Below are 19,278 nucleotides of genomic sequence, written 5' to 3'. Positions count from 1 at the left end.
AGGAGGAGGACACCGCGTGTCGTCACGCTTGGTAGCCTGCCTTGAAGGCGGGAGCGTGTAAGGTCACGGCTAGTCTTTTGCCTACGGAATTGCCATGACGCCCGAATCCCTTGTCCATACGACCGACCTGTTGGCGCAGCTGAACCGGGTCATCCAGGAAACGCTGCAGCATGCCGACAGTTCCCAGCGTCCGCCCCGCCGGGTGTTCATGGTCTATCTGGCAAGTTTCTTCCAGTACAACGTGGACCAGGGCGGCTTTGCGCAGCTGTTCTACAACGCGCGGGGCGAGAACCTGGCCGAGATCGACGATATGTTGCAGGAGGCCAAGGCCACGACCGCGCAGCAAAGCTATCGCCAGGCCGTGGAGCTATGCCTGGATGCGCAGCCGGCCTACCAGGAGTTCCTGGCATCCGATTTCGTGTCGCCCAGCGATATCAAGAACGCGTTGCATGCGGTATCGATCGAGTATTTCCGCCAGGGATCCTCGTTCCTGGCCGAGGCGGCTGACTTTATCGAGGCATCGCGCGAGCCGGTGGATGCATGGGTGCGGAGTCAGGCGCCGGTTTAGGTCACCTTCCGGAACGTCACGTTGAACCGGTGACCTCCCACGTCGCGGTGATCTCCCTGGCCAGGGGCGCGACACCGTGGAACACGAATCGCGATGGTCCGCCCCACACCACCACGTCGCCATGGGCCAGCCGATAACGCTGCGGCCGGTCGGCGCGTTTCATTCCGCCGAACAGAAACGTGGCCGGCAATCCCAATGATAGCGAGACGATGGGCGCGGCCGCGTCGTGCTCGTCCTTGTCCTGGTGCAGCGACATGCGTGCACCCAGCACATAGCGGTTGATCAGGCAGGCATCGGGCGCATAGCCGGGATATCCGGCACGCTCGGCTGCATGCATCGCCAGCTTGCGCAATACCGCGGGCATGGCCGGCCACGGCTGGCCCGTGTTCGGATCCGTGGGGGAATACCGGTAGCCACGGGCGTCGGACACCCAGCCCAGTGGCCCGCAGTTGGTCATGGCAACCGACATTTCATGGCCCCCCGGCGTCACCATGTGGCGCAAGGGTGCGGCATCGATCACGCTCAGGATGGCGGCCAGCAAGGCTTGAGCGTCGTCCCGGGCAAGGCCGGGAAACAGCCAGGCGCCGTCGGCCAGGCGCTGAGGATCGCCCGGTGCATCCGGCAAGGCGTCGAACAGGTCGCCGGTCATCAGCGCCCTGCCCCGTGCGTTGCCGACAGGTGCATGACCAGGCCACTCAGGCGCTTCACCCGGCGGCCGACCGCGTCCCGGAAAACGCCGCGGCGAGGCTCGATCAACGTGAACCGCGTCTTCGCCCGCGTAATGCCGGTGTAGATCAATTCCTTCGTCAACACCGGATTCAACGCCTCCGGCAGGATCAGTGCGGTATGCGCAAATTCGGAGCCCTGCGCTTTGTGCACGGTCATGGCATACACCGTTTCGATGGCGCCCAGCCGGCTGGGCAGAACGAAGCGCAGGCCGCCGCTGCCATCATTGCGCGGGAACGCCACGCGCAGCCGGGCTTCCCGCGTGGCGCCGTTCAGGGTGGGCGCTTCGGGCAGCATCAGGGCAATGCCCACGTCGCCGTTCATCAGCCCCAGTCCATAGTCATTGCGGGTCACCAGCACGGGACGCCCTTCGTACCAGGCTTGGCGGGCATCGATCCATCCGCGTGCGGTCAGCGCGCTTTCCATGCGGGCATTCAAGCGTTCGACGCCGTAATCGCCTTTGCGCACGGCGCATAGCAATTGAAATGCGTCGAAGGCGGCAAGGACCGCGCTGGCCCAGTCCGTCCACGCCGGATCGTCAGGCCCGCTGGCGGCCGGCGGACGTTCGCGGCGCAACACGTCAAGGTAATGTCCGTAGCCCTGGCCGATTGGCGCACTGTCGGCATGATCCGCCGGGTGGGTCGGGTCGCCGTCCAGCACGAGCGTTTCCAGCGCCTTGGCGCCTTCACGTTCCAGGTCGATGTAACGCGTGTCGCTGCCCGGCTGGCGTGACAGGGCTTCGAGCGTCGCCTGCGCCGCATCGGCATCGGCCGCGTTGACGTCACGTGCCAGCCGGCCAATGCCGCTGCCTTCGCCGAAGCGACGCGACAGCCGAAGCATGACCGTCTGCTGTGCGAGCGGGTAGTCGTCATCGGTACCGGGCAGCAGTTGCGGATCTTGCACCAAGTCGCCGCTCACGGCCTCGAGCCACAAACGCGTTGCCTCGCTATAGCGCCCCGCCTCGGCATCTCGGCACAGGTCGCCCAGGACGGCGCCGGCTTCCACCGACGCCAGCTGATCCTTGTCGCCCAGCAGCACCAGGCGGGCATGCAGCGGCAAGGCATCGAGCACGGCCGCCATCATTTCCAGATCGACCATGGACGCTTCGTCGATCACCAGCACATCCAGGGGCAGCAGATGTCCGGCGTGGTGGCGGAAATGGCGGCTGTCGGGACGATTGCCCAGCAAACGATGCAAGGTCGTGACGTCCGTGGGGATGGCCGCGCGCACGCCGTCAGCCACGTCCAGCCTGCTGACCTGCTCGCCAATGGACGTTGACAGGCGCGCAGCCGCCTTGCCGGTAGGCGCCGCCAGGCGGATGCGCAGCGGCTGCCCGGCCTCGACCGCCGGGCGCTGCAGCAGCGCCAGCAGGCGGATGACGGTGGTGGTCTTGCCGGTACCCGGGCCACCGGTGATGATGCTGAAGGCGCCCCGGGCGGCCAGCGCGCAGGCAAGTTTCTGCCAGTCGGTACGGGATTGACCAGAAGCCGCGGTCGAGGGCGTGCCATCGGACGGGGTCGCGTCGAAACCGGAGCCCGCACCCGACGGCGCGTCCGCCGCCGCTGGCCGCGGAAACAAGGCGGCCAGGCTGGCTTCCAGGTCAGGCGGCGGCGCCGGTGGCAAACTTAACCGCGCGCGCAGGGCGTCGCCCACGCGCCGCTCGTAGCGCCAATACCGGCGCAGATACAGCCGGTGACCCAGCAGCACCAGGGGCCGGTCGGCCAAGGCGGGATCGTTGCTGGCGATGCGGTGCGTAGCATCGACCTGCTCGACCAGCGGGCTGGTCGCCAACGCTGCGCGCCACCCTTCGACATCCAGGCCGGACAGCACGTCGGACGGCAAAGGTGTCGGCCCCCGTCCTGTGTCGCCTTCGGGCGGCAAGGACAACGCAAAGTCCGGGCTATCCAGCGTTGCGCCCAGGTCCAGGCACACATGGCCATGGCCCAGCTGGTGACTGGCGAGCGCGGCCGCCACCAGCAGGCGGGGATCCGCGCCTGGACGCAGCCGGTCCAGGAAGCCCACGAACGCCAGATCCAGCGCGCGCAGCCAGCCGCGCTGCGTCCATTGCTCGAGTACGGTCAGCAGCGATGTGCTGTCGTTCAGGTGCGCGGACGGCGCAACGGGGGCGCTGCCGGGCATGGGGATCCCCGCAAACAGATCGCCCTGCCCCTCGGACACAACAGGCTTCTTTTTCATGCCGGCCCTTTGTTTGGAAGTGCGGACCGTGCGCTGCGAGCCGTGTGTGTCATGCCGACTCTCCTGGCGCGTCTGCGGCCGCTCCACGCCCGGCAAACATCGCGTCCAGCGCGTCGATCAGCACGCGCGGCGGACGCGTATGGAATGCCCCCTTGGACGGCGCGCGGCTGCCGCGCAGGAACAGGTATAAGGCGCCGCCCACATGACGGTCGTAGTCATAGTCCGGCAGACGCACCTTCAACTGCCGGTGAAGCGCAAGCAGGTAGAGCACGTATTGCAGGTCGTAGCGCTTCTTCAGCATTTCCTTGCGCATGGTGTCTTGCGTATAGGCTGCGTCGTCATCGCCCAGCCAGTTGGACTTGTAGTCGGCCACGTAATAGCGGCCGTCGTGCTCGAACACCAGGTCGACGAATCCTTTGAACATGCCATTGAGCAACGCCGGATTGGCCGGTGCACGCGCCGCGCCACCCAGGGTATGGCGTCGGACCAGCGCATCCATGCGCGTGACGTCGACCCGGGTGCTTTGGAACCAGAATTCCATTTCGACCTGGTAGGCGGCCAGTTCGGCCAGCTTCACTGGCGCACCGCCGCCAGCAGGCAGCGGGCAAACCAGCAGTGCAGCAAGCCAGTCGCTCAGGGGCTGGATCCACGCTTCCCAGCCGCGGCGGTTGCAGCGGCGGGCCACGGCGTCGAGCAGGGCATCCCGGTCGGCGGCGGCCGTGCCGAACCCTTCGTCGCCGGCCCACTCCAGCAAGCCGTGCAGAAAGGTCCCCGGATTGGGTCCTCGGGGAAATCCGTGCAGGCCCACGCCCGGCGTTCCGGTAGCGTAGGCGGAATCCAGCGTGTCGCCGGTGTCGGGAGTGTCGTCGTCAAAGGCCTTTTGCGCCTCGGGCGTGTCGGGGCTCAAATCGCCGTATTGCGGATCGCCAAAGTGTGGATCGCGGTCACCGAAAGCGAGCGTGTCCAGGTCGCTGGCGGATAGGTCGCCGGCGACGCTGTCGTCAGGAAAGCTGTCGTCGCCATTCACCTCGGGCACAAGGCCATCCCACCCATCGTGTTTTCCCACCCGCTGATCCGCGATCGTCAGGGCGCTGTAGGACGCGATCCACCAGTGGTCCGCCTTGCCGCGCTGCGGCCGCCGCACGTCCGGCGCACGCTGGATCACGGGGGGCTGATGCACCGGGGTTCGTGTCACGTCGGGCGCCGGCACGACGCGCACGGCAGGATGGTCTCTCGTCAGATCATTCAACCATTCCGTCAACGCGCCGCTATGCGGCAGCGGGTCTCCTCCGCCCAACAGATAGCCCAGGGCGGACCGATGCAGCACCGACGCATCTCCACGGCGCTTCAGATCTGCCACGCCGATCCAGCACGCATGCTGCGCGCGGGTCAGGGCGACGTACAACAGCCGCAGGTCTTCGGCCAGCCGTTCATCATCGGCCCGCGCAACGTCGTCCGCATCGGGCGCCGTGCGCACCACCAACCGGCCCTGCGCATCGTGGAACCGCACCGGGGGCCGCGCCGGATCCACGGGTTTGAAGGCACACACAAAGGGCAGAAAGACCAGCGGATATTCCAGGCCCTTGGACTTATGCACCGTCACCACGCGCACCAGTTGTTCGTCGCTTTCCAGGCGCAGCACCTGCTCTTCGGCCGTCTGTCCGGGCTGGCCCAGGTGTTCGGCCAGATGCCGGATCACCGCCTGCTCGCCATCCAGTTCCGATGCGGCCTGCTGCAACAGTTCGGCCAGATGCAGCAGGTTGGTCAGCACCCGTTCGCCGTCGGGCCGCTGCATCAGCGCTCGGGGCAGGCCGAAGTCGTGCAGCAGGCGCCGCAGCATCGGCAGCACGCCCTGCTTGCGCCACAATCCCCGGTACTGGCGGAACTGCATGACGCGGTCTTCCCAATGGCGTTCGTCCTGGTTGATGCGTTCCAGCGCCGCCAGCGGCAAGGCCAGCGTGCGGGTGGCCAGCGCCGCGCGCAGCGGCCGGTCCAGATCCGGCTCGGCACATGCTTTGAGCCACGCCAGCACGTCGCTGGCCTCCTGCCCGTCAAAGACGGAATCCTTGTCCGACAGGTACACGCTGCGCACTCCCCGCTGCGACAACGCGCTTCGAATGGCGCGGGCCTCGGCAAAATCACGAACCAGGATCGCGATGTCGGCCGGACGCAGCGGTGTCAGTGGCGCACTGTCGCGGGCAAAGCCGGCTTCGCCTTGTGACGACAGATTCAGCAGGCGCACGATGTCGCTTGCGCAGCCGCCCGCCAGGCGCTCACGATACGGCCCGCTGCCAACCGGTGTGTCGCTGGCCAGATGCCAGACGGTCAATGACGCCCCGGAATGCGTTGCCGAAGCCTCGGCGCCTTCCACGAAGCGTTCTCCGCGCCCTGCCGCGCCCACCGGCAGAAAGGGCACGGGATTGCCGCTGCCGCGCCGGAACAGGAAAGCGCCCCGTCCCGCCGGCCGGTCTTCGGCCATGCCGAACACGCGGTTGACCGCTGCAACCATCGCCTGGCTGGACCGGAAGTTGGTATCGAGCGACGCGTGCCGGCCCTCCGTGGCGGACCGCGCGCGCAAGTAGGTGTAGATGTCGGCGCCCCGGAAGGCGTAGATGGCCTGCTTGGGATCACCGATCATCAGCAACGCGCAATCGTCGCGGTTCTTCTCGACCTGATAGACCTTGTCGAAGATCCGGTACTGCACGGGGTCGGTGTCCTGGAATTCGTCCACCATTGCTACCGGAAACTGGGTCCGGATCAGGTCGGCCAGCCGGTCGCCGTTCTCCCCGTGCAGGGCGTCGTCCAGTCGTTGCAGCATGTCGTCGAATCCCATCTCGGCGCGACGGCGCTTTTCCTGGTCGAAGCGGTGGCGCACCCATTGCGCGGCATGCCGCAGCAGCGCCGTGTCGGGCTGCGGCAACGAGGCCAGCGCGCGCTGCAGTCCGGCCATGGCGTCCAGCGCCGGATGGGTCAGCGGCGTGCCGCTTTTCCAGACCTCGGCAATGCCTTGGGGCGTCAGGCGTTCAAAGCCGGTCTTGATGTCCAGCGTCTCGATGTCTGGCGTCGTGGCCCAGGCCGTCACCAGATCGCACCAGCCCCGCGTGCGCGCCACTTGCAGCTTGCGTCCATCCACCTGCTTGGCCGCGCAGGCAGCCTCGATGTGGGGCATCAGGTCGGCCATCCACGCGGCCCACGGCGCCTTCAGCTCGGCCAGCTGCCGCCGCCGTTCCGCCAGCGTGCCGGCAATCAGATCGCCCAAAGGCGGCAACTGGGTCGAAGGCTCCGTCGCGCCCAGCAGACCGGTGATCTTCGCGCGCAACCCGTCAGGCGTTTTCCAGTTGGCCTCGACCCAGTCCAGGGCGGCGCCTGTCAGGCCATAGCAATGCTGCCGCCAGTAATCGCGGACCACATCGGCCAGCAGATCGGTGTGGTCGGTGGCCAGGGTCTGGGTGAACAGGCTGCCGCTGTCGAAGGCGTGTTCGCGCAACATGCGCTGGCACCAGCCGTGAATGGTCGATACGGCCGCTTCGTCCATCCACTGCGCTGCAATGTCCAGCTTGGTGGCGTTGCCCGGCCAGGCCGAGCGCGGATAGCCCGCGCGCAGGCGCGCCATGAGCGGATCGGGCGCGGCAATGTCTTCGCGAAAGAACCGTGCCGCCTGGGCCAGCCGCGCGCGAATCCGGTCGCGCAGTTCCTGCGTGGCTGCATCGGTAAAGGTCATGACCAGGATGTCCGGCGGCGCCATTTCGCGGGGGAACGCGAGGCCCGGACCGCCGTGGCCCAGCACCAGCCGCACATACAGGGCCGAAATCGTGAAGGTCTTGCCGGTCCCGGCGCTGGCTTCGATCAGCCGGCTGCCGCGCAGCGGAAAGCGCAGGGCCAGCGGGGCATCGGACAGATCGTCTTCCACGAAGTCGTCAGGGTCCGCACCGTCGACGTCCGGGTCATCGTCTTCATTGAAACATAACGCGTCTTCGTCATCGCCATCGCGCGCTCCGCCGCTGCCGTCATCCGGAAACATCGGTACGTCATCCGGGAACATCGGTTCATCGTCCGCTGCCGACCCCAACTGCGAATCGGGAAACATGGGCGCATCGTCATCCGGAAACATCGGCTCGTCGTCGGCATCGTTACGTGTGTGTGTCGTCATGCCGGCGCCTTTGCCTTGACGGCGGTTTCCAGCGCGGCTGTACCGGCCTCGAATAATGGCCGGTACAGCCGCTCGGCCCAGTGGGCAAAACGGCCGTCCGCAAACAGCGCGTCCGCGCTCGGGTAGTGGCGGGCCAGATAGGGGTTCTGGGCCACTTCGCCCGGGGTGTTTAAGCCGCCTTCATAGACCTTGCGGGCTTCGTCAAAAGCTTTGGCGTCCGTCTGCCCCGGCTGCGCCTGTTCTGTCTCGACATTCGCCAACCACACGAACGCACTGCGCAGCGCTACCGGCAGGGGCTCGGCCATGCCTGCGCACCACCCGTGCACCAGTTCGCTTAACGCCTGGGCCGCATACCCCGGCGGGACAGGCTCGAACGTCAAGGTCACGTCCGACGCGACCACGATGCTGGTCAGGTCCAGCCCGCTGGCGTTGCCGGCCAGGTGCGTCACCCACAGGCGCGTCAGCCGATGCCACTTGAGCGCGCGCGCCGAGGCCAGCAATCCATTGGGCACGGCCGACAGCACGGCATGCCGCGCGGTGTCGCCGTCCGCCTGGCGCAAGCCGCCCAGCCAACCTTCCACCCGCAGATCGGCGTGATGGAAATCGACTGGCCAAGGGGATGCGACTTCCACCGGCCAGGCATCGCGCGCCTCGCGATAGCGCGCCAGCAGATCGGGCAGCGGCACCATCAACCCGGCTTGCTGCTTTTCACCGAACCCGGCCATGGGCAACAAGCCGCTGCGGCGCAGTTGCGTGGCCCGTCGGGCCAACGCGTCTTCGGCTTCCTGGTGCGAGGTGGCCGCCATGCCGGCCTGCAGCAGGCTGTCGCTCAGCGCAAAGCGCTGCAGCGGGTCCAGGGCGAAAGGTTCGTCGTCGATGGCCTCGGGCGTGTCATCATCAAAGAACACGTTCAGGCGCTGATTGAAAAAGGTCCGCAACGGATCGCGCAGGAATTGCTGCAGTTCCGCCACGTCGATGGTATCGGGCGGCGTCCAGGCGGCCGGCGCGTTGGCGCTGGTCAGCGCCGGATCCGACGCCGATCCCGATGCGGATCCCGATGCCGATCCAGAATCAGCGTCGCCCCCACCATGCAGCACTGCCCATTCGCGGGCATAACTGAACAATCCTGCGGGGCCCGTCACGGACGACGCCACCGCGCCCGCACGCCGGCCGTCCAGCCCCGCGGCGGTGGCTTCAGCCGCAGGCAAGAAATAACGCGCGCTGAACGGCTGCAGCGGATGCACCACCGTCAGCGCGTCCAGCAGGTCGCTGTCATCCACGGTCTGCCAACCCGCCGCCAGGTGATCCCGCAACTGCCCCACCAGCACCGACGGGGGCCGCTCGCTATTGTCCCGAATGCTGCGGCCCACCCAGCTGACATACAGCTGCTCGCGCGCCGACAGCACCGCTTCCAGCAGCAGATAGCGATCGTCCTCACGGCGCGACCGGTCGCCCGGCCGGTAGTCGCCGCCCATCAGGTCGAAGTCCAGCGGCGGCTGCGCGCGCGGGTAATCGCCATCGTTCATCCCGAGCAGGCACACCACACGGAAGGGAATGGCGCGCATGGGCATCAAGGTGCAGAAATTGACGGCGCCCGCCAGAAAACGCTGGTTCAGCCGCCCCTGGTCCAGCGCCTGCAGCCATGCTTCGCGCACCACGGTCAGCGGCAGCCGTTCGGTCAGGCCGACGCTCTCGCAGGTCGTTTCCCAGTCTTCCAGCAACTGTTCGAGCCGGCCCAACTGCACCAGGTCGCGATCGTCATCGGCCAGGAAGAAGCGGGCCAGCATCGTGCGCAGCCGGGCGACCCAGGTGGCGGGGGCGGCATCGGCCGCCAACTGGTCGCGCGTGGCATCCAGCGCGTCGAGCAGCCCAACCAGCGGCCCGATCAACGCGGCGTCCAGTCCACCGATCTCGTCATACGGTTCGATGCCGTCGAAACTGTCGCCCTGCCCCACCGCGTATCCCAGCAGCATCCGCCGCAGCCCGAATCGCCAGGTGTTCTGCTCCATGCCGCCCGGCAGGTCCAGCGATGCACGCTGCGCGGCGTCCAGCCCCCAGCGGATGCCCGCGCCCTGTATCCAGCGGTGCAAGGTGGGCAGGTCCGACTCGTTGATGCCGAAACGATGCCGCAGCGCGGGCACGTCCAGCAGGTCCAGCACGTCGCTGACGGCAAAGCGGCTTTCGGGCAGGCGCAGCAGATGCTCGACGGCGATCAAGAGCGGCTCGCGGCCGCGCTGCCCCTGGTCGGCCAGCGTGAAGGGAATGTAGCGGTCGTCGGTGTGGTCGATCTGCCCGAACACGGCCTGAATGTGCGGCGCGTAGGTGTCGATCGCCGGCACCATCACGATGATGTCACGCGGCCGCAGGGTCGGATCGGCACTGAACCGCGCCAGCAGTTGATCATGCAGGATTTCGACCTCACGCTGCGGGCCATGCGCGACATGAAAGCGGATCGACGTGTCCGTCTCCAGGTCTACCGGCGGCCAGGTCTCGCGCGTCTCTTCCATGGCGCGCAGCTGCAGCACGTCGTCGTGCAGCTGCGTCAGCAGCGAGTCGGCCGGTTGTTCCGTAAACAGGTCGATGCGACGATCGCTCACGTCCGCAAAGGCCTCACGGTACTGGTCGGGCGCATCGAAGCTGTCGAGCAGGTGGATGTAGTCGCGGCCCTGCTTGCCCCACGCGGCCAGCAACGGGTGGCCATGCCGATGCAGCACGGCCGCATCGATCACGGCCGGCATGCCGGGCTTGCGGCGTTGCCGCTGATATTGGTGACGCAGCAGATCCTGGTCGGCAACGATATCGGTCCAATGATGCTGCGACGGGTTGTGCACGCACAGCAGCACCTGGCACATCTTGCCCAGAGCAGCCAGCGCTTCCAGGGCCTGGGCCGGCATGGACGAGATGCCGAACACCATGATCCGGCGCGGCAGCCCCGCCGGCCGCTTGGTCAGCGTGCGCAGGGTGGACATGAAACGTTGATGCACCCCGGCGCGGCTCTGCGCCATGCTTTCGGCGCCGACATCTTCCAGCAGCGCGCGCCACAACGCGGGCTGCCAGCATTCCTGCCCGTGCAGCGCCCGCACCCCGTTGCGCGACGTGATCACCTGGTCGCGCCCATGGGCCCAGTCGTCCAGCCAATCGGCGCGGTACACCTGATACTGGTCGAACAGATCGGCCAGCCGCTCCGACAGCTGATGCAGCTTGCGCATCTGCGCATCATCGTGCAGGAACCGGCGCAGCGGCCCAAAGGATTCCCTATCCATCAGCGTAGGCAGCAGGCGCATCAGGCGCCACGTCAGACTGGCCTTGTCGAGGGGCGAGCTTTCCGGGATCGACGCCCGACCCAGCACGGCGCGGTACGCCGTCCACAGGAAACGGGCCGGCAACTGCACGTCAATCGCTGCCGCGATGCCGCAGCCGTGGCCACCGCCGCTGAAGGACGACGACGATGCGCCGGGCGCCGACGTCGCGTCATCCGCCGCGGGGTCCTCGGCCAGCGCCAGCTTGAGCCACTGTGCGATCCCGTTGCTCTGGACCAGGATCACCTCGTTTTCCAGCGGCGCAAGGGGATAGCGCTGCATCCAGGACACGGCCAGGCTGCGCAGGTCTTCCAGGCGATTGCTGTGGACCACCATGAAGCCCGGCGCCAAGGAAGCGCCACCACCCGACGTGTTCATGCCCGACCTCTCCTTGTCAGAACCGCTCATAGCCCAGCAGGTAGCGCCACTGGCCCGGCTCCAGCCCGGCCAGCGGAAGGCGGCCGATGCGCAGGCGTTTGATCGTTTTGACCCCCAGGCCGACCTGCGCGCACAGGTGGCCGATCAGCCCGTCGGGCGGCGTCTTGATGGCGACCCGCAACCGGGTCTCGTTCTGCCAGCTGATCTTGGCGGCAGGCATCGCCTTGCCTCGATAGAAGCCGCCCGCGTTCAGGCGAGCCAGACCGTCCGGCACAATATTGCCAGCCACTTCCACCAGATATTCATGTTCGATGCGGGGCGCGTCGTCCCGCAACTTTCGGGCGATGCGATATTCCTGCGTCAGCACGACCAACCCGCTGGCCGCCGCGTCGATCGGCGTGACCACGTCGAGATTGGACAGGTGCTTTTTCAGGAACCGCAGGTTGGACCGGTCCGACGGCAGCCGTGTGTCGGCAGTCAATGAACGCAGCGCGGAATCGCCGTGGTCATTCACGGGCAGGCCCGCCGGCTTGTGCCACAGGATGGTGACCGGCTCCACCGGCACGGGCCGGGCGGCGGGATCGATGTCGGTCTGCTGGCCGGCGGCCAGGCGAAACCCGGCTTCTTCCACCACGTTGCCGTCTACCCGGACCCAGCCCCCTTCGATCAGCTGTTCGGCCTCGCGGCGCGAGCAGCCTGCCATCTCGGCGACATGTTTGGCAAGGCGAACGGAGTCGGTCATCAGGGTCAGGTCGGCGGTACGAAGACCTTCATTCTACCGGGCGGCGCGGATCCGTTCCCGTCGCCCCCTCCCTTTCCCCGCTGTTCGAGGCTGCCTGCTAGACTTTGCCCCTTTCCGCTCCTATTGGCGCCTACCGTGACCACCACCTCGTTTTCCAGTCTGCCGCTGGCCCCCGCCATCCTGGCCAATCTTGACAGCCTGGGATACACCGACATGACGCCGATTCAGGCCGAAAGCCTGCCGCTGATCCTGCAAGGGCGCGACCTGATCGCCCAGGCCAAGACCGGCAGCGGCAAGACCGCCACCTTTGGCCTGGGCATTCTGCACAAACTGGCCGCGGCCGACTTCGGCACGCAGGCCCTCGTGCTGTGCCCGACGCGCGAGCTGGCCGACCAGGTAGCCGGGGAACTGCGCCGCCTGGCCCGGTTTGCCGGCAACATCAAGACCCTGACGCTGACCGGCGGATCGCCCATCCGACCGCAGGTGGAATCGCTGGAGCACGGCGCGCATATCGTCGTGGGCACGCCGGGCCGCCTGATCGACCACATCGACCGTGGCAGCATCGACCTGTCCCGGCTGCAGACCCTGGTCCTGGACGAAGCGGACCGCATGGTCGACATGGGTTTCATGGAAGACGTGATCCGCGTCGTGTCGGCCTGCCCGCCCAAACGCCAGACCCTGCTGTTTTCGGCCACCTATGCCGACGACATCCGCAAGGCCAGCGCGCGCTTCATGCGCAACCCGGCCGAGGTCAAGGTCGAATCCCTGGTGGACGCCAGCCAGATCGAACAGCACTTCTTCGAAATCCAACCGGATCAACGCAACGCCGCGGTGGCCCAGTTGCTGGAACACTTTCGGCCCGCCTCCACCATTGCCTTCTGCAATACCAAGGTGCAGGTGCGTGAACTGGCTGAAGAACTGGTGGCCCGGGGCTTCAGCGCCATGGCGTTGCATGGGGACCTGGAGCAGCGCGAGCGGGACGATGTGCTGATCCAGTTCGCCAACGGCAGCTGCTCGGTGCTGGTTGCGACCGACGTGGCCGCGCGTGGGCTGGACATTGCATCGCTGGCCGCCGTGATCAACGTGGACGTGACGCAGGACACCGAAGTGCACGTGCACCGCATCGGCCGCACCGGGCGCGGGCAGGAAAAAGGACTGGCCCTGAATCTGGTCGCGCCTTACGAAATGCGGTGGGCGAACCTGATCGAGAATTACCAGGGTAAGCCGATCCGTTGGTCCGACTTGAAGCAGCTGACCCCCGCCCCCGGCGGCCCGCTGCGCGCACCGATGGTGACGTTATGCATTCAGGGCGGTAAGAAAGACAAATTGCGCCCGGGAGACATCCTGGGCGCGCTGACCGGCGACGGCGGCCTGACCAAGGACCAGGTCGGCAAGATCCATATCGCCGAATTCGCGAGCTTTGTCGCGCTGGACCGGCATATTGCGAAAGCGGCATGCGCCACGCTCAGCCAGGGCAACATCAAGGGCAAACGTTTCCGCATGCGATTGATGTAAGTCAGGTTGGATGTAAGTCAGCGCTGCGACGCCGCGACCACGACCTGGTCGCGCCCTTCGCGCTTGGCGTTGTACAGCGCCTCGTCGGATCGCCTCAGCACGTCGTCAAAGCTGAAATCGAAGGGTGACAGGGTCGCCAGGCCAATGCTCAGCGTGACCTGGATCACGGCCTCGTCGACCTGAATCACCAGTGCCCGCGTTTCCTCCAGCAACCGCCGGGCAATGTCGGCGGCCTGCTCCGCGCCGGTGTCCGGCATGATCACCGCAAATTCCTCGCCGCCAAGGCGCCCCATGATGTCGGACGAGCGCAGGCTCTTGGCCCACTGGCGGCTCAGCTTGCGCAGCACCACATCGCCCGCCGCGTGCCCATAGGTGTCGTTCACCCGCTTGAAGTGGTCGATGTCCAGTGACATGACCGTCAAAGGCCGCGACTGCCGGCCTGCCACCGTGAACTCCCGCTGGGCCGCGTCGTCGAAGGCGTGGCGATTCAGCCAGCCCGTCAGGGCGTCGAACAGGGCCAGCCGTCGCAGAGTGATTTCGGACTGCTGCACCACCCCCAGGACATAAAAGCCGCCCAATGCGCCCGCGATCAACAGCGCGGAGATCAGCAATCCGGTCACGACGGTCAGGCGGCGCGTCTCCTTCCACGCGCGGAACGTGTCCTCGCCCCCGCCGATACGATCACGGTCAACGGGTAGTCCGTCAGCCGGATATAACTGACCAGGCGTTCCAGCCCGTCCAGCGCCGAATTCCCGGACATATACATGCCCGACTGGCCATTCTGGATATGCCGCAGATAGTCATACCCCGCGGCGATCGACCGGCCGACGTACTGTTCCACAAACGGCGCCCGCACCAGCACGACCCCGTCATCCCGCAGCAGCGCGACCGTGCCATTCGGCTTGAAGCGGATATCCTCGTACATGCCGCTCAGGTGCGTGATTTCGATCGACGCGTAGACCATCGAAATGCCGTGCAACGGGCGGTCCAGCTTGGACGCGACCGGCACCGCCAGCTGGCCGGTGCCTGGCACGCGTCCAGGCGCGCCGATCATCATGTTCGAAGACGGCGACTGCCTGTAGGCCTTGAAGAAATCCCGGTCAGCCACGCTTTGCGGCTTGACGCCACGCTGTGCCGGCAGGCTGTACGACAGCCCGTCGGTCGACACGACATGGATGTCGATCAGTCCGCCCGACGACTCCCGCAGCAGGGTAACGAGGCGCCCGAATTCCGGATCGGTGCGGGGATCGTCCCCCGGATGGGTATCCATCCAGAATTTCGCGGTCTTGACCGATGAATCGACGTCGTGCAACAGGCGTTCGGACTGCTCTCGCATCGCAATCGTCATCTGCCGCAGCACGTCCTCCGCGCGCAACCGCGTGGCATTGCCCTCGGCAACGATCCAATACAAGGTGGCCGACCACTGCACGACCAAGGTCAAGGCCAGCGTAACCAGAATGGCGAGCCGATGGCGGCTTTGGACCAGCTTCAGATTACGGATCGACGACGCGGGGGTGCGACCGGCGGACGGACTGCCACTGGGCGGAACAGGCGTAGGCGAGGCTATGGCGATCGTCGTCTCCGTCAGGGTGGCCCGCGAGGCGATCCGCGGGGGCGCGTACAGCGGCTGTGAGTCGGCTTGACACCCCGCGCACCGTCGGTGGCGCAGGGCGGCTCATCGATTCTACGTACTTTCGCCCCGTTGCGGAAAATCTGGCAGCCCTAGCGCACCTGGGTCGCCATCATGTCCGACAGTTCCGCATGGTGCGTCAGCCACGCCACCTGCTCGTGGCGGCGCACCAGATCGATGGCGTGGATGAACTCGATCGCGCCGGCCGGACGGCCATACACATGGGCGTGCAACGTCATGTCCAGGCATGCGGGTGTCCCCAGCAACCCCCAATTGTCGAGCACGCGGGCCAACGCGCGGGTATACGCCTGCGGCTCGTTGCCGTAGCGCACCGACAGTGGCATGTCATTGATGTCCATGGTGAATGGCATGGCCGTGATCGGGCCTGACGCGGTGTCCAGCACATACGGCACGTCGGAATCGAAGGTATCCGCATGCCAGGCATAGCCTGCCTCGGCCAGCAGTTGCGCCGTCGACCGGCTGGGCGTGCAGCGCGGGCTTATCCACCCGGTGGGCCGGCTTCCGCTGGCCTGAGTGAGGACCTCGGTGCAGCGGGCGATGTCCTGCCGCTCGTCGGCCTCAGACAGGTAGGCCGGAATCATGTGCTGGCTCCAGCTGTGACCGGCCACCACATGCCCCTGCTGCACGATGGCCGACAGCAGGTCCGGATAGCGTTCGGCGACGATCCCGCTGACGTAGAACACGGCCCGGGCCTGGTGCCGGTCCAGCAGATCCAGAATGCGCCAGGCACCTACCTTGGCCCCATACTCAGCCCAGGACATTGCCTGCCGGTCCAGCACGCCGGGTTTGAGCGGATTGCCCATGGGGCCAATGCCCGGCGCGGTGTCGTCCGCCCAGCCTTCCAGCATGATGCTGATCGGAACGGCCAGCGGGCGTTGCGCGGGCCAGGTAGCAGGCACTTCAGGATGCGGAGACGGCATGGGAACTCCTTAGACGGCGATGACAGGGTTGACCAACGTACCGATGTGCTCGATCTCGCATTCGACGATGTCGCCGGGCGACAGCAACCCAGGCGGATCCATGGCGTAGCCGACGCCCGACGGCGTGCCGGTCGCGATGACGTCTCCGGCCTCCAGCGTCATGCCGCGCGACAGGTCGGCAATGATGCGCCGCACGTCGAAAATCATCTGGGACGTCCGCGCCTGCTGGCGTATTTCGCCATTGACCGACAAGGACAGCGCCAGATCCTGCGGATCGGGGATCTGATCCGCCGTTACGATCCACGGCCCCATGGGACACGTGCCGTCCAGCCCTTTGCCCTTGAACCACTGGTCATGCCGCCGCTGCAGGTCGCGCGCGCTGACATCGTTGATGATCGTGTAGCCAAAGATATGGTCGTAGGCGTCGGCTTCCGAAATGTTGATCCCGGTCTTGCCGATCACCACAGCCAGTTCGACCTCGTAGTCCAGCTTTCGGGTGACCCTGGCGTCGTAGGGAATGCCTGCCCCGGGCCCGATGACGGTGGTCGGCGGCTTGCTGAACAGCTGGATGTGTTCGGGCAGCTTCACCGCCAGGCCCTGGGCCGCATAGCCTTCCTTGACGTGATCGACGTAATTGCGGCCGACGCAGAACACGTTCTTGGCCGGGCGCGGAATGGGGGCCAGCAGGCGGATGTCTTCGCGCGCCACACGTGCCGCCGCCATCGCAATGCTTCGCGCCGCGGTCGCCATCCAGAACAGCACGCACTGCGCGGTGTACCCATGCGCGATGATGCCGTGCACCGAGGCGAACGCATCCGCCATGTCAGGCGGCGCGTGCAAGGTGCCTGACGATACAGCCAGGTGGAAGGCGCGTTGGACGTCCAGCACGCCGCCGTCGTCCAGCCACAAGCCCGGCCGCGGCCCACCATCCGGCGTCAGCGAAAAGGTGATGATCCGCATGACATTCCTTTCTCAAGTCGTTGTAATCAAAGCGTTTCCAGCCGGCCAACGGGCGGTCGTCGTGCCGCATGGGTACAGCGATGCAACCGCAGGTGCCACGGGGCTCGTTTGCATCGGACGCGCGCAACCTCTGATCGGCGCGCAGGACAGGGGGATGTTGCAGGGGACGGCGGGTGACCCGGCCGGCCGGCTAGGCCGGTGGTCCGTGTCAATCCACGGGACGACAGGAAAATGGCAGGCACCGCCATGCGCCAGCATGAGCGGTCCACAGATTAATGGATATAGTTGGCAGGTGACATTCAGGGATAGTCGGTAGACCGACAGGCCACCGTACAACGCGCGAGTCCTGCCTACTTATGCGGTTGTGACTGATCCTATCGGTTCCATCCCGCCGGGGGTGGGATGGAACCATAGACCGCGGTCGTGGCGCTCCACGCTATCGGCCAGAGGCGGCCTTGCGGCGTTTTTCCTCGTTCAGCCGCTCAACAATGTATTGCGCAATACGCTGATTCCCAGTTTCGTTGCCAATGTCGGCGGCGTTCTTGCCGGCCTCATTGCGGGCATACCCGTCCGCGCTTTCGTCCAGCAGCAACTTGACGGTCGACTCATGGCCATACCGCACCGCCATCATCAGCGGCGTCGACTTGTCGGGCGATTCCGCATCGATATACGCGTACTTCTCGATCAGCAGACGCACGATGTCGTCGGCGCCCACCGTGGCCGCATAGTGCAGAGGGGTCCAGCCAGGTTGATTGACCTCTGCCCCCCGGTCGATCATGGCCTTGGTCCGGGCCAGGTCATTTTTGATCGCAAGGTACATCAGCGGCGATTCACCCAGCAGGTTTCGCTGGTTCAGGTCGATCCGCTTGTCAGCCATCAGAACGGCATACGTGTCCCAGGCGTCGACCTTGATCGCCTCAAGGAGTGAACTGTTGGAATTGCCGTTGACCGCATTCGGACTGACTCCCCTGGACAAGTATTTCTTGACGTTCGCCGCACGGTCGTTGGCGATGTCTATCCAGAAATCGACTGGCGCAGTGGCCGGCTTCGTGCTCTGGCCCTGCTGGCCCGTCGCGCCGGCTTGGGGGTTGGGCTGAGTCTGAGAATAGCCCGTCATGGGCATCAGCATCCCCAGGGCAAGCGCTCCTACCGTGGCGCAAGACAGCGCCCTGCGACGGGCAACACTTGGTAAACGACTGGACATAATTCACCTTCAATAGATGGCATAACTCGTTGATTTAACGCATCTATTCGCTGCTTCGCAGACACTGACTTAAGGTATTGTGTGAACTTCGATCTGCCAGGCTGAGAATGTGCAGGAACATCAAGTCAATGCGCTATGCCTTTGAAAAGCCTGAAGAAATTCTCGGTGGACGCCCTCGCTACTTCCGCCACCGTCAAGCCGCGCAGGTCGGCTATCCGTTCCGCCACGTGGATCACCTTGGACGGATCGTTCAGCTTGCCGCGATGAGGCACCGGGGCCAGATAGGGCGAGTCGGTTTCGATCAGCAGGCGGTCCAGCGGAATCGTCCGCGCGACGTCGTGCAATTCCTTTGCGTTCTTGAATGTCACGATGCCCGAAAAAGAAATGTAGAAGTTCATATCGATCGCCGCATCGGCGACCGCCTGGGACTCCGTAAAACAATGCATGACACCGCCTGCCTGCGCCGCGCCCTCTTCCCGCATCAGCCGCAGGGTGTCCTCGGAGGACGACCGGGTATGGATGATCAGCGGCTTGGCCACCTCGCGCGCCGCCCGGATATGCCGGCGGAAACGCTCCCGCTGCCATTCCAGGTCACCGGTCAGGCGGTAGTAGTCCAGGCCTGTCTCGCCGATCGCGACCACTTTGTCGGTAGCCGACAGCTTCACCAGTTCGTCCACAGACGGATCGGGTGTGTCTTCATAGTCGGGGTGCACACCCACGGACGCCCACAGACGGGGCTGGCTATGCACGACTTCCATCAGTTCAGGCCAGTCGGGCAGGTTCACGCTTACGACCAGCGCGTGCCCCACCTGATTCCGGTCCATGGCCTCAAGGATCTCGGGCAGTTGCTTGCGCAGTTCAGGGAAGTTCAGGTGACAGTGGGAATCGACGAACATGGCTAAGGTGAATTCTTAAAAGAGGAGGAAATGCATTGGAGCCTGGCGCCTGGCGCTGACCAGTCGTAAGGCA

The 19,278-nt window shown here is 65.8% G+C and carries 12 protein-coding genes and 1 pseudogene; 2 read left to right on the top strand and 11 right to left on the bottom strand.

What is annotated here, in order from left to right; all coding sequences use genetic code 11:
- The first annotated feature begins 94 nt into the window (after positions 1-94).
- The gene (locus tag ACNANG_RS24940; protein WP_420225302.1) at positions 95-568 is read left to right on the top strand and encodes a DMP19 family protein; all 474 of its coding nucleotides are present in this window, start codon (positions 95-97) and stop codon (positions 566-568) included.
- On the opposite strand, the pseudogene alkB reads toward ACNANG_RS24940, so the two are convergent.
- The 5 genes and pseudogenes from alkB to ACNANG_RS24915 all read right to left on the bottom strand — a co-directional run bounded on the left by alkB (position 565) and on the right by ACNANG_RS24915 (position 12,059).
- A pseudogene (gene alkB / locus ACNANG_RS24935) lies at positions 565-1,217 on the bottom strand (DNA oxidative demethylase AlkB). The gene ACNANG_RS24940 and the pseudogene alkB overlap by 4 nt on opposite strands.
- Positions 1,217-3,490, bottom strand: coding sequence for an exodeoxyribonuclease V subunit alpha (recD, locus tag ACNANG_RS24930; protein ID WP_420225300.1), 2,274 nt, complete (start codon positions 3,488-3,490; stop codon positions 1,217-1,219). Before recD ends, alkB begins: the two are co-directional and overlap by 1 nt.
- Before the next feature lie 49 nt (positions 3,491-3,539).
- Positions 3,540-7,640 (bottom strand): exodeoxyribonuclease V subunit beta, encoded by a 4,101-nt coding sequence (gene recB, locus ACNANG_RS24925; RefSeq protein ID WP_420225298.1) that lies wholly within the window; start codon positions 7,638-7,640, stop codon positions 3,540-3,542.
- Complete coding sequence (gene recC / locus ACNANG_RS24920) at positions 7,637-11,317, bottom strand: exodeoxyribonuclease V subunit gamma (protein WP_420225297.1); 3,681 nt, start codon at positions 11,315-11,317, stop codon at positions 7,637-7,639. The genes recB and recC overlap by 4 nt, the downstream gene beginning before the upstream one ends.
- Before the next feature lie 16 nt (positions 11,318-11,333).
- Positions 11,334-12,059: an RNA pseudouridine synthase gene (locus ACNANG_RS24915; protein ID WP_420225296.1), complete on the bottom strand. Its 726-nt coding sequence runs from the start codon at positions 12,057-12,059 to the stop codon at positions 11,334-11,336.
- A gap of 135 nt (positions 12,060-12,194) precedes the next feature.
- Between ACNANG_RS24915 and dbpA the strand changes: the two genes are divergently transcribed.
- Positions 12,195-13,574: an ATP-dependent RNA helicase DbpA gene (gene dbpA / locus ACNANG_RS24910; protein ID WP_420225295.1), complete on the top strand. Its 1,380-nt coding sequence runs from the start codon at positions 12,195-12,197 to the stop codon at positions 13,572-13,574.
- 17 nt (positions 13,575-13,591) lie between these two features.
- On the opposite strand, the gene ACNANG_RS24905 is transcribed toward dbpA, so the two are convergent.
- From ACNANG_RS24905 to ACNANG_RS24880, 6 genes are all read right to left on the bottom strand, one after another.
- Complete coding sequence (locus tag ACNANG_RS24905) at positions 13,592-14,194, bottom strand: GGDEF domain-containing protein (RefSeq protein WP_420225293.1); 603 nt, start codon at positions 14,192-14,194, stop codon at positions 13,592-13,594.
- A 5-nt stretch (positions 14,195-14,199) separates the two neighbouring features.
- On the bottom strand, positions 14,200-15,015 hold the full coding sequence (locus tag ACNANG_RS24900) for a hypothetical protein (RefSeq protein WP_420225292.1): 816 nt from the start codon (positions 15,013-15,015) through the stop codon (positions 14,200-14,202).
- Between the two features lie 281 nt (positions 15,016-15,296).
- On the bottom strand, positions 15,297-16,145 hold the full coding sequence (locus tag ACNANG_RS24895; RefSeq protein ID WP_420225291.1) for a polysaccharide deacetylase family protein: 849 nt from the start codon (positions 16,143-16,145) through the stop codon (positions 15,297-15,299).
- A gap of 9 nt (positions 16,146-16,154) precedes the next feature.
- A complete protein-coding gene (locus ACNANG_RS24890) occupies positions 16,155-17,105 on the bottom strand; it encodes a fumarylacetoacetate hydrolase family protein (RefSeq protein WP_420225290.1) in 951 nt (316 codons plus the stop codon).
- Between the two features lie 436 nt (positions 17,106-17,541).
- Positions 17,542-18,222: an ankyrin repeat domain-containing protein gene (locus ACNANG_RS24885; RefSeq protein WP_420225288.1), complete on the bottom strand. Its 681-nt coding sequence runs from the start codon at positions 18,220-18,222 to the stop codon at positions 17,542-17,544.
- A 212-nt stretch (positions 18,223-18,434) separates the two neighbouring features.
- Positions 18,435-19,205: a TatD family hydrolase gene (locus tag ACNANG_RS24880; protein WP_420225287.1), complete on the bottom strand. Its 771-nt coding sequence runs from the start codon at positions 19,203-19,205 to the stop codon at positions 18,435-18,437.
- Positions 19,206-19,278: the final 73 nt, after the last annotated feature.

This window comes from Pigmentiphaga litoralis, assembly GCF_048632615.1.
In the GTDB taxonomy this organism is placed as follows: Bacteria; Pseudomonadota; Gammaproteobacteria; order Burkholderiales; family Burkholderiaceae_B; genus Pigmentiphaga; species Pigmentiphaga litoralis_B.
Note: the sequence above shows the minus strand (reverse complement) of the source record. Positions and strands in the feature narration are given on the sequence as shown.

What these genes read in the sequence shown, in the direction of transcription:
- ACNANG_RS24880 (WP_420225287.1), bottom strand. Translation starts at nt 19,205, where the DNA reads ATGTTCGTCGATTCCCACTGTCACCTGAACTTCCCTGAACTGCGCAAG.
- recC (WP_420225297.1), bottom strand. Translation starts at nt 11,317, where the DNA reads ATGAACACGTCGGGTGGTGGCGCTTCCTTGGCGCCGGGCTTCATGGTG.
- ACNANG_RS24895 (WP_420225291.1), bottom strand. Translation starts at nt 16,145, where the DNA reads ATGCCGTCTCCGCATCCTGAAGTGCCTGCTACCTGGCCCGCGCAACGC.
- recB (WP_420225298.1), bottom strand. Translation starts at nt 7,640, where the DNA reads ATGACGACACACACACGTAACGATGCCGACGACGAGCCGATGTTTCCG.
- ACNANG_RS24940 (WP_420225302.1), top strand. Translation starts at nt 95, where the DNA reads ATGACGCCCGAATCCCTTGTCCATACGACCGACCTGTTGGCGCAGCTG.
- recD (WP_420225300.1), bottom strand. Translation starts at nt 3,490, where the DNA reads ATGAAAAAGAAGCCTGTTGTGTCCGAGGGGCAGGGCGATCTGTTTGCG.
- ACNANG_RS24915 (WP_420225296.1), bottom strand. Translation starts at nt 12,059, where the DNA reads ATGACCGACTCCGTTCGCCTTGCCAAACATGTCGCCGAGATGGCAGGC.
- ACNANG_RS24885 (WP_420225288.1), bottom strand. Translation starts at nt 18,222, where the DNA reads ATGACGGGCTATTCTCAGACTCAGCCCAACCCCCAAGCCGGCGCGACG.
- ACNANG_RS24890 (WP_420225290.1), bottom strand. Translation starts at nt 17,105, where the DNA reads ATGCGGATCATCACCTTTTCGCTGACGCCGGATGGTGGGCCGCGGCCG.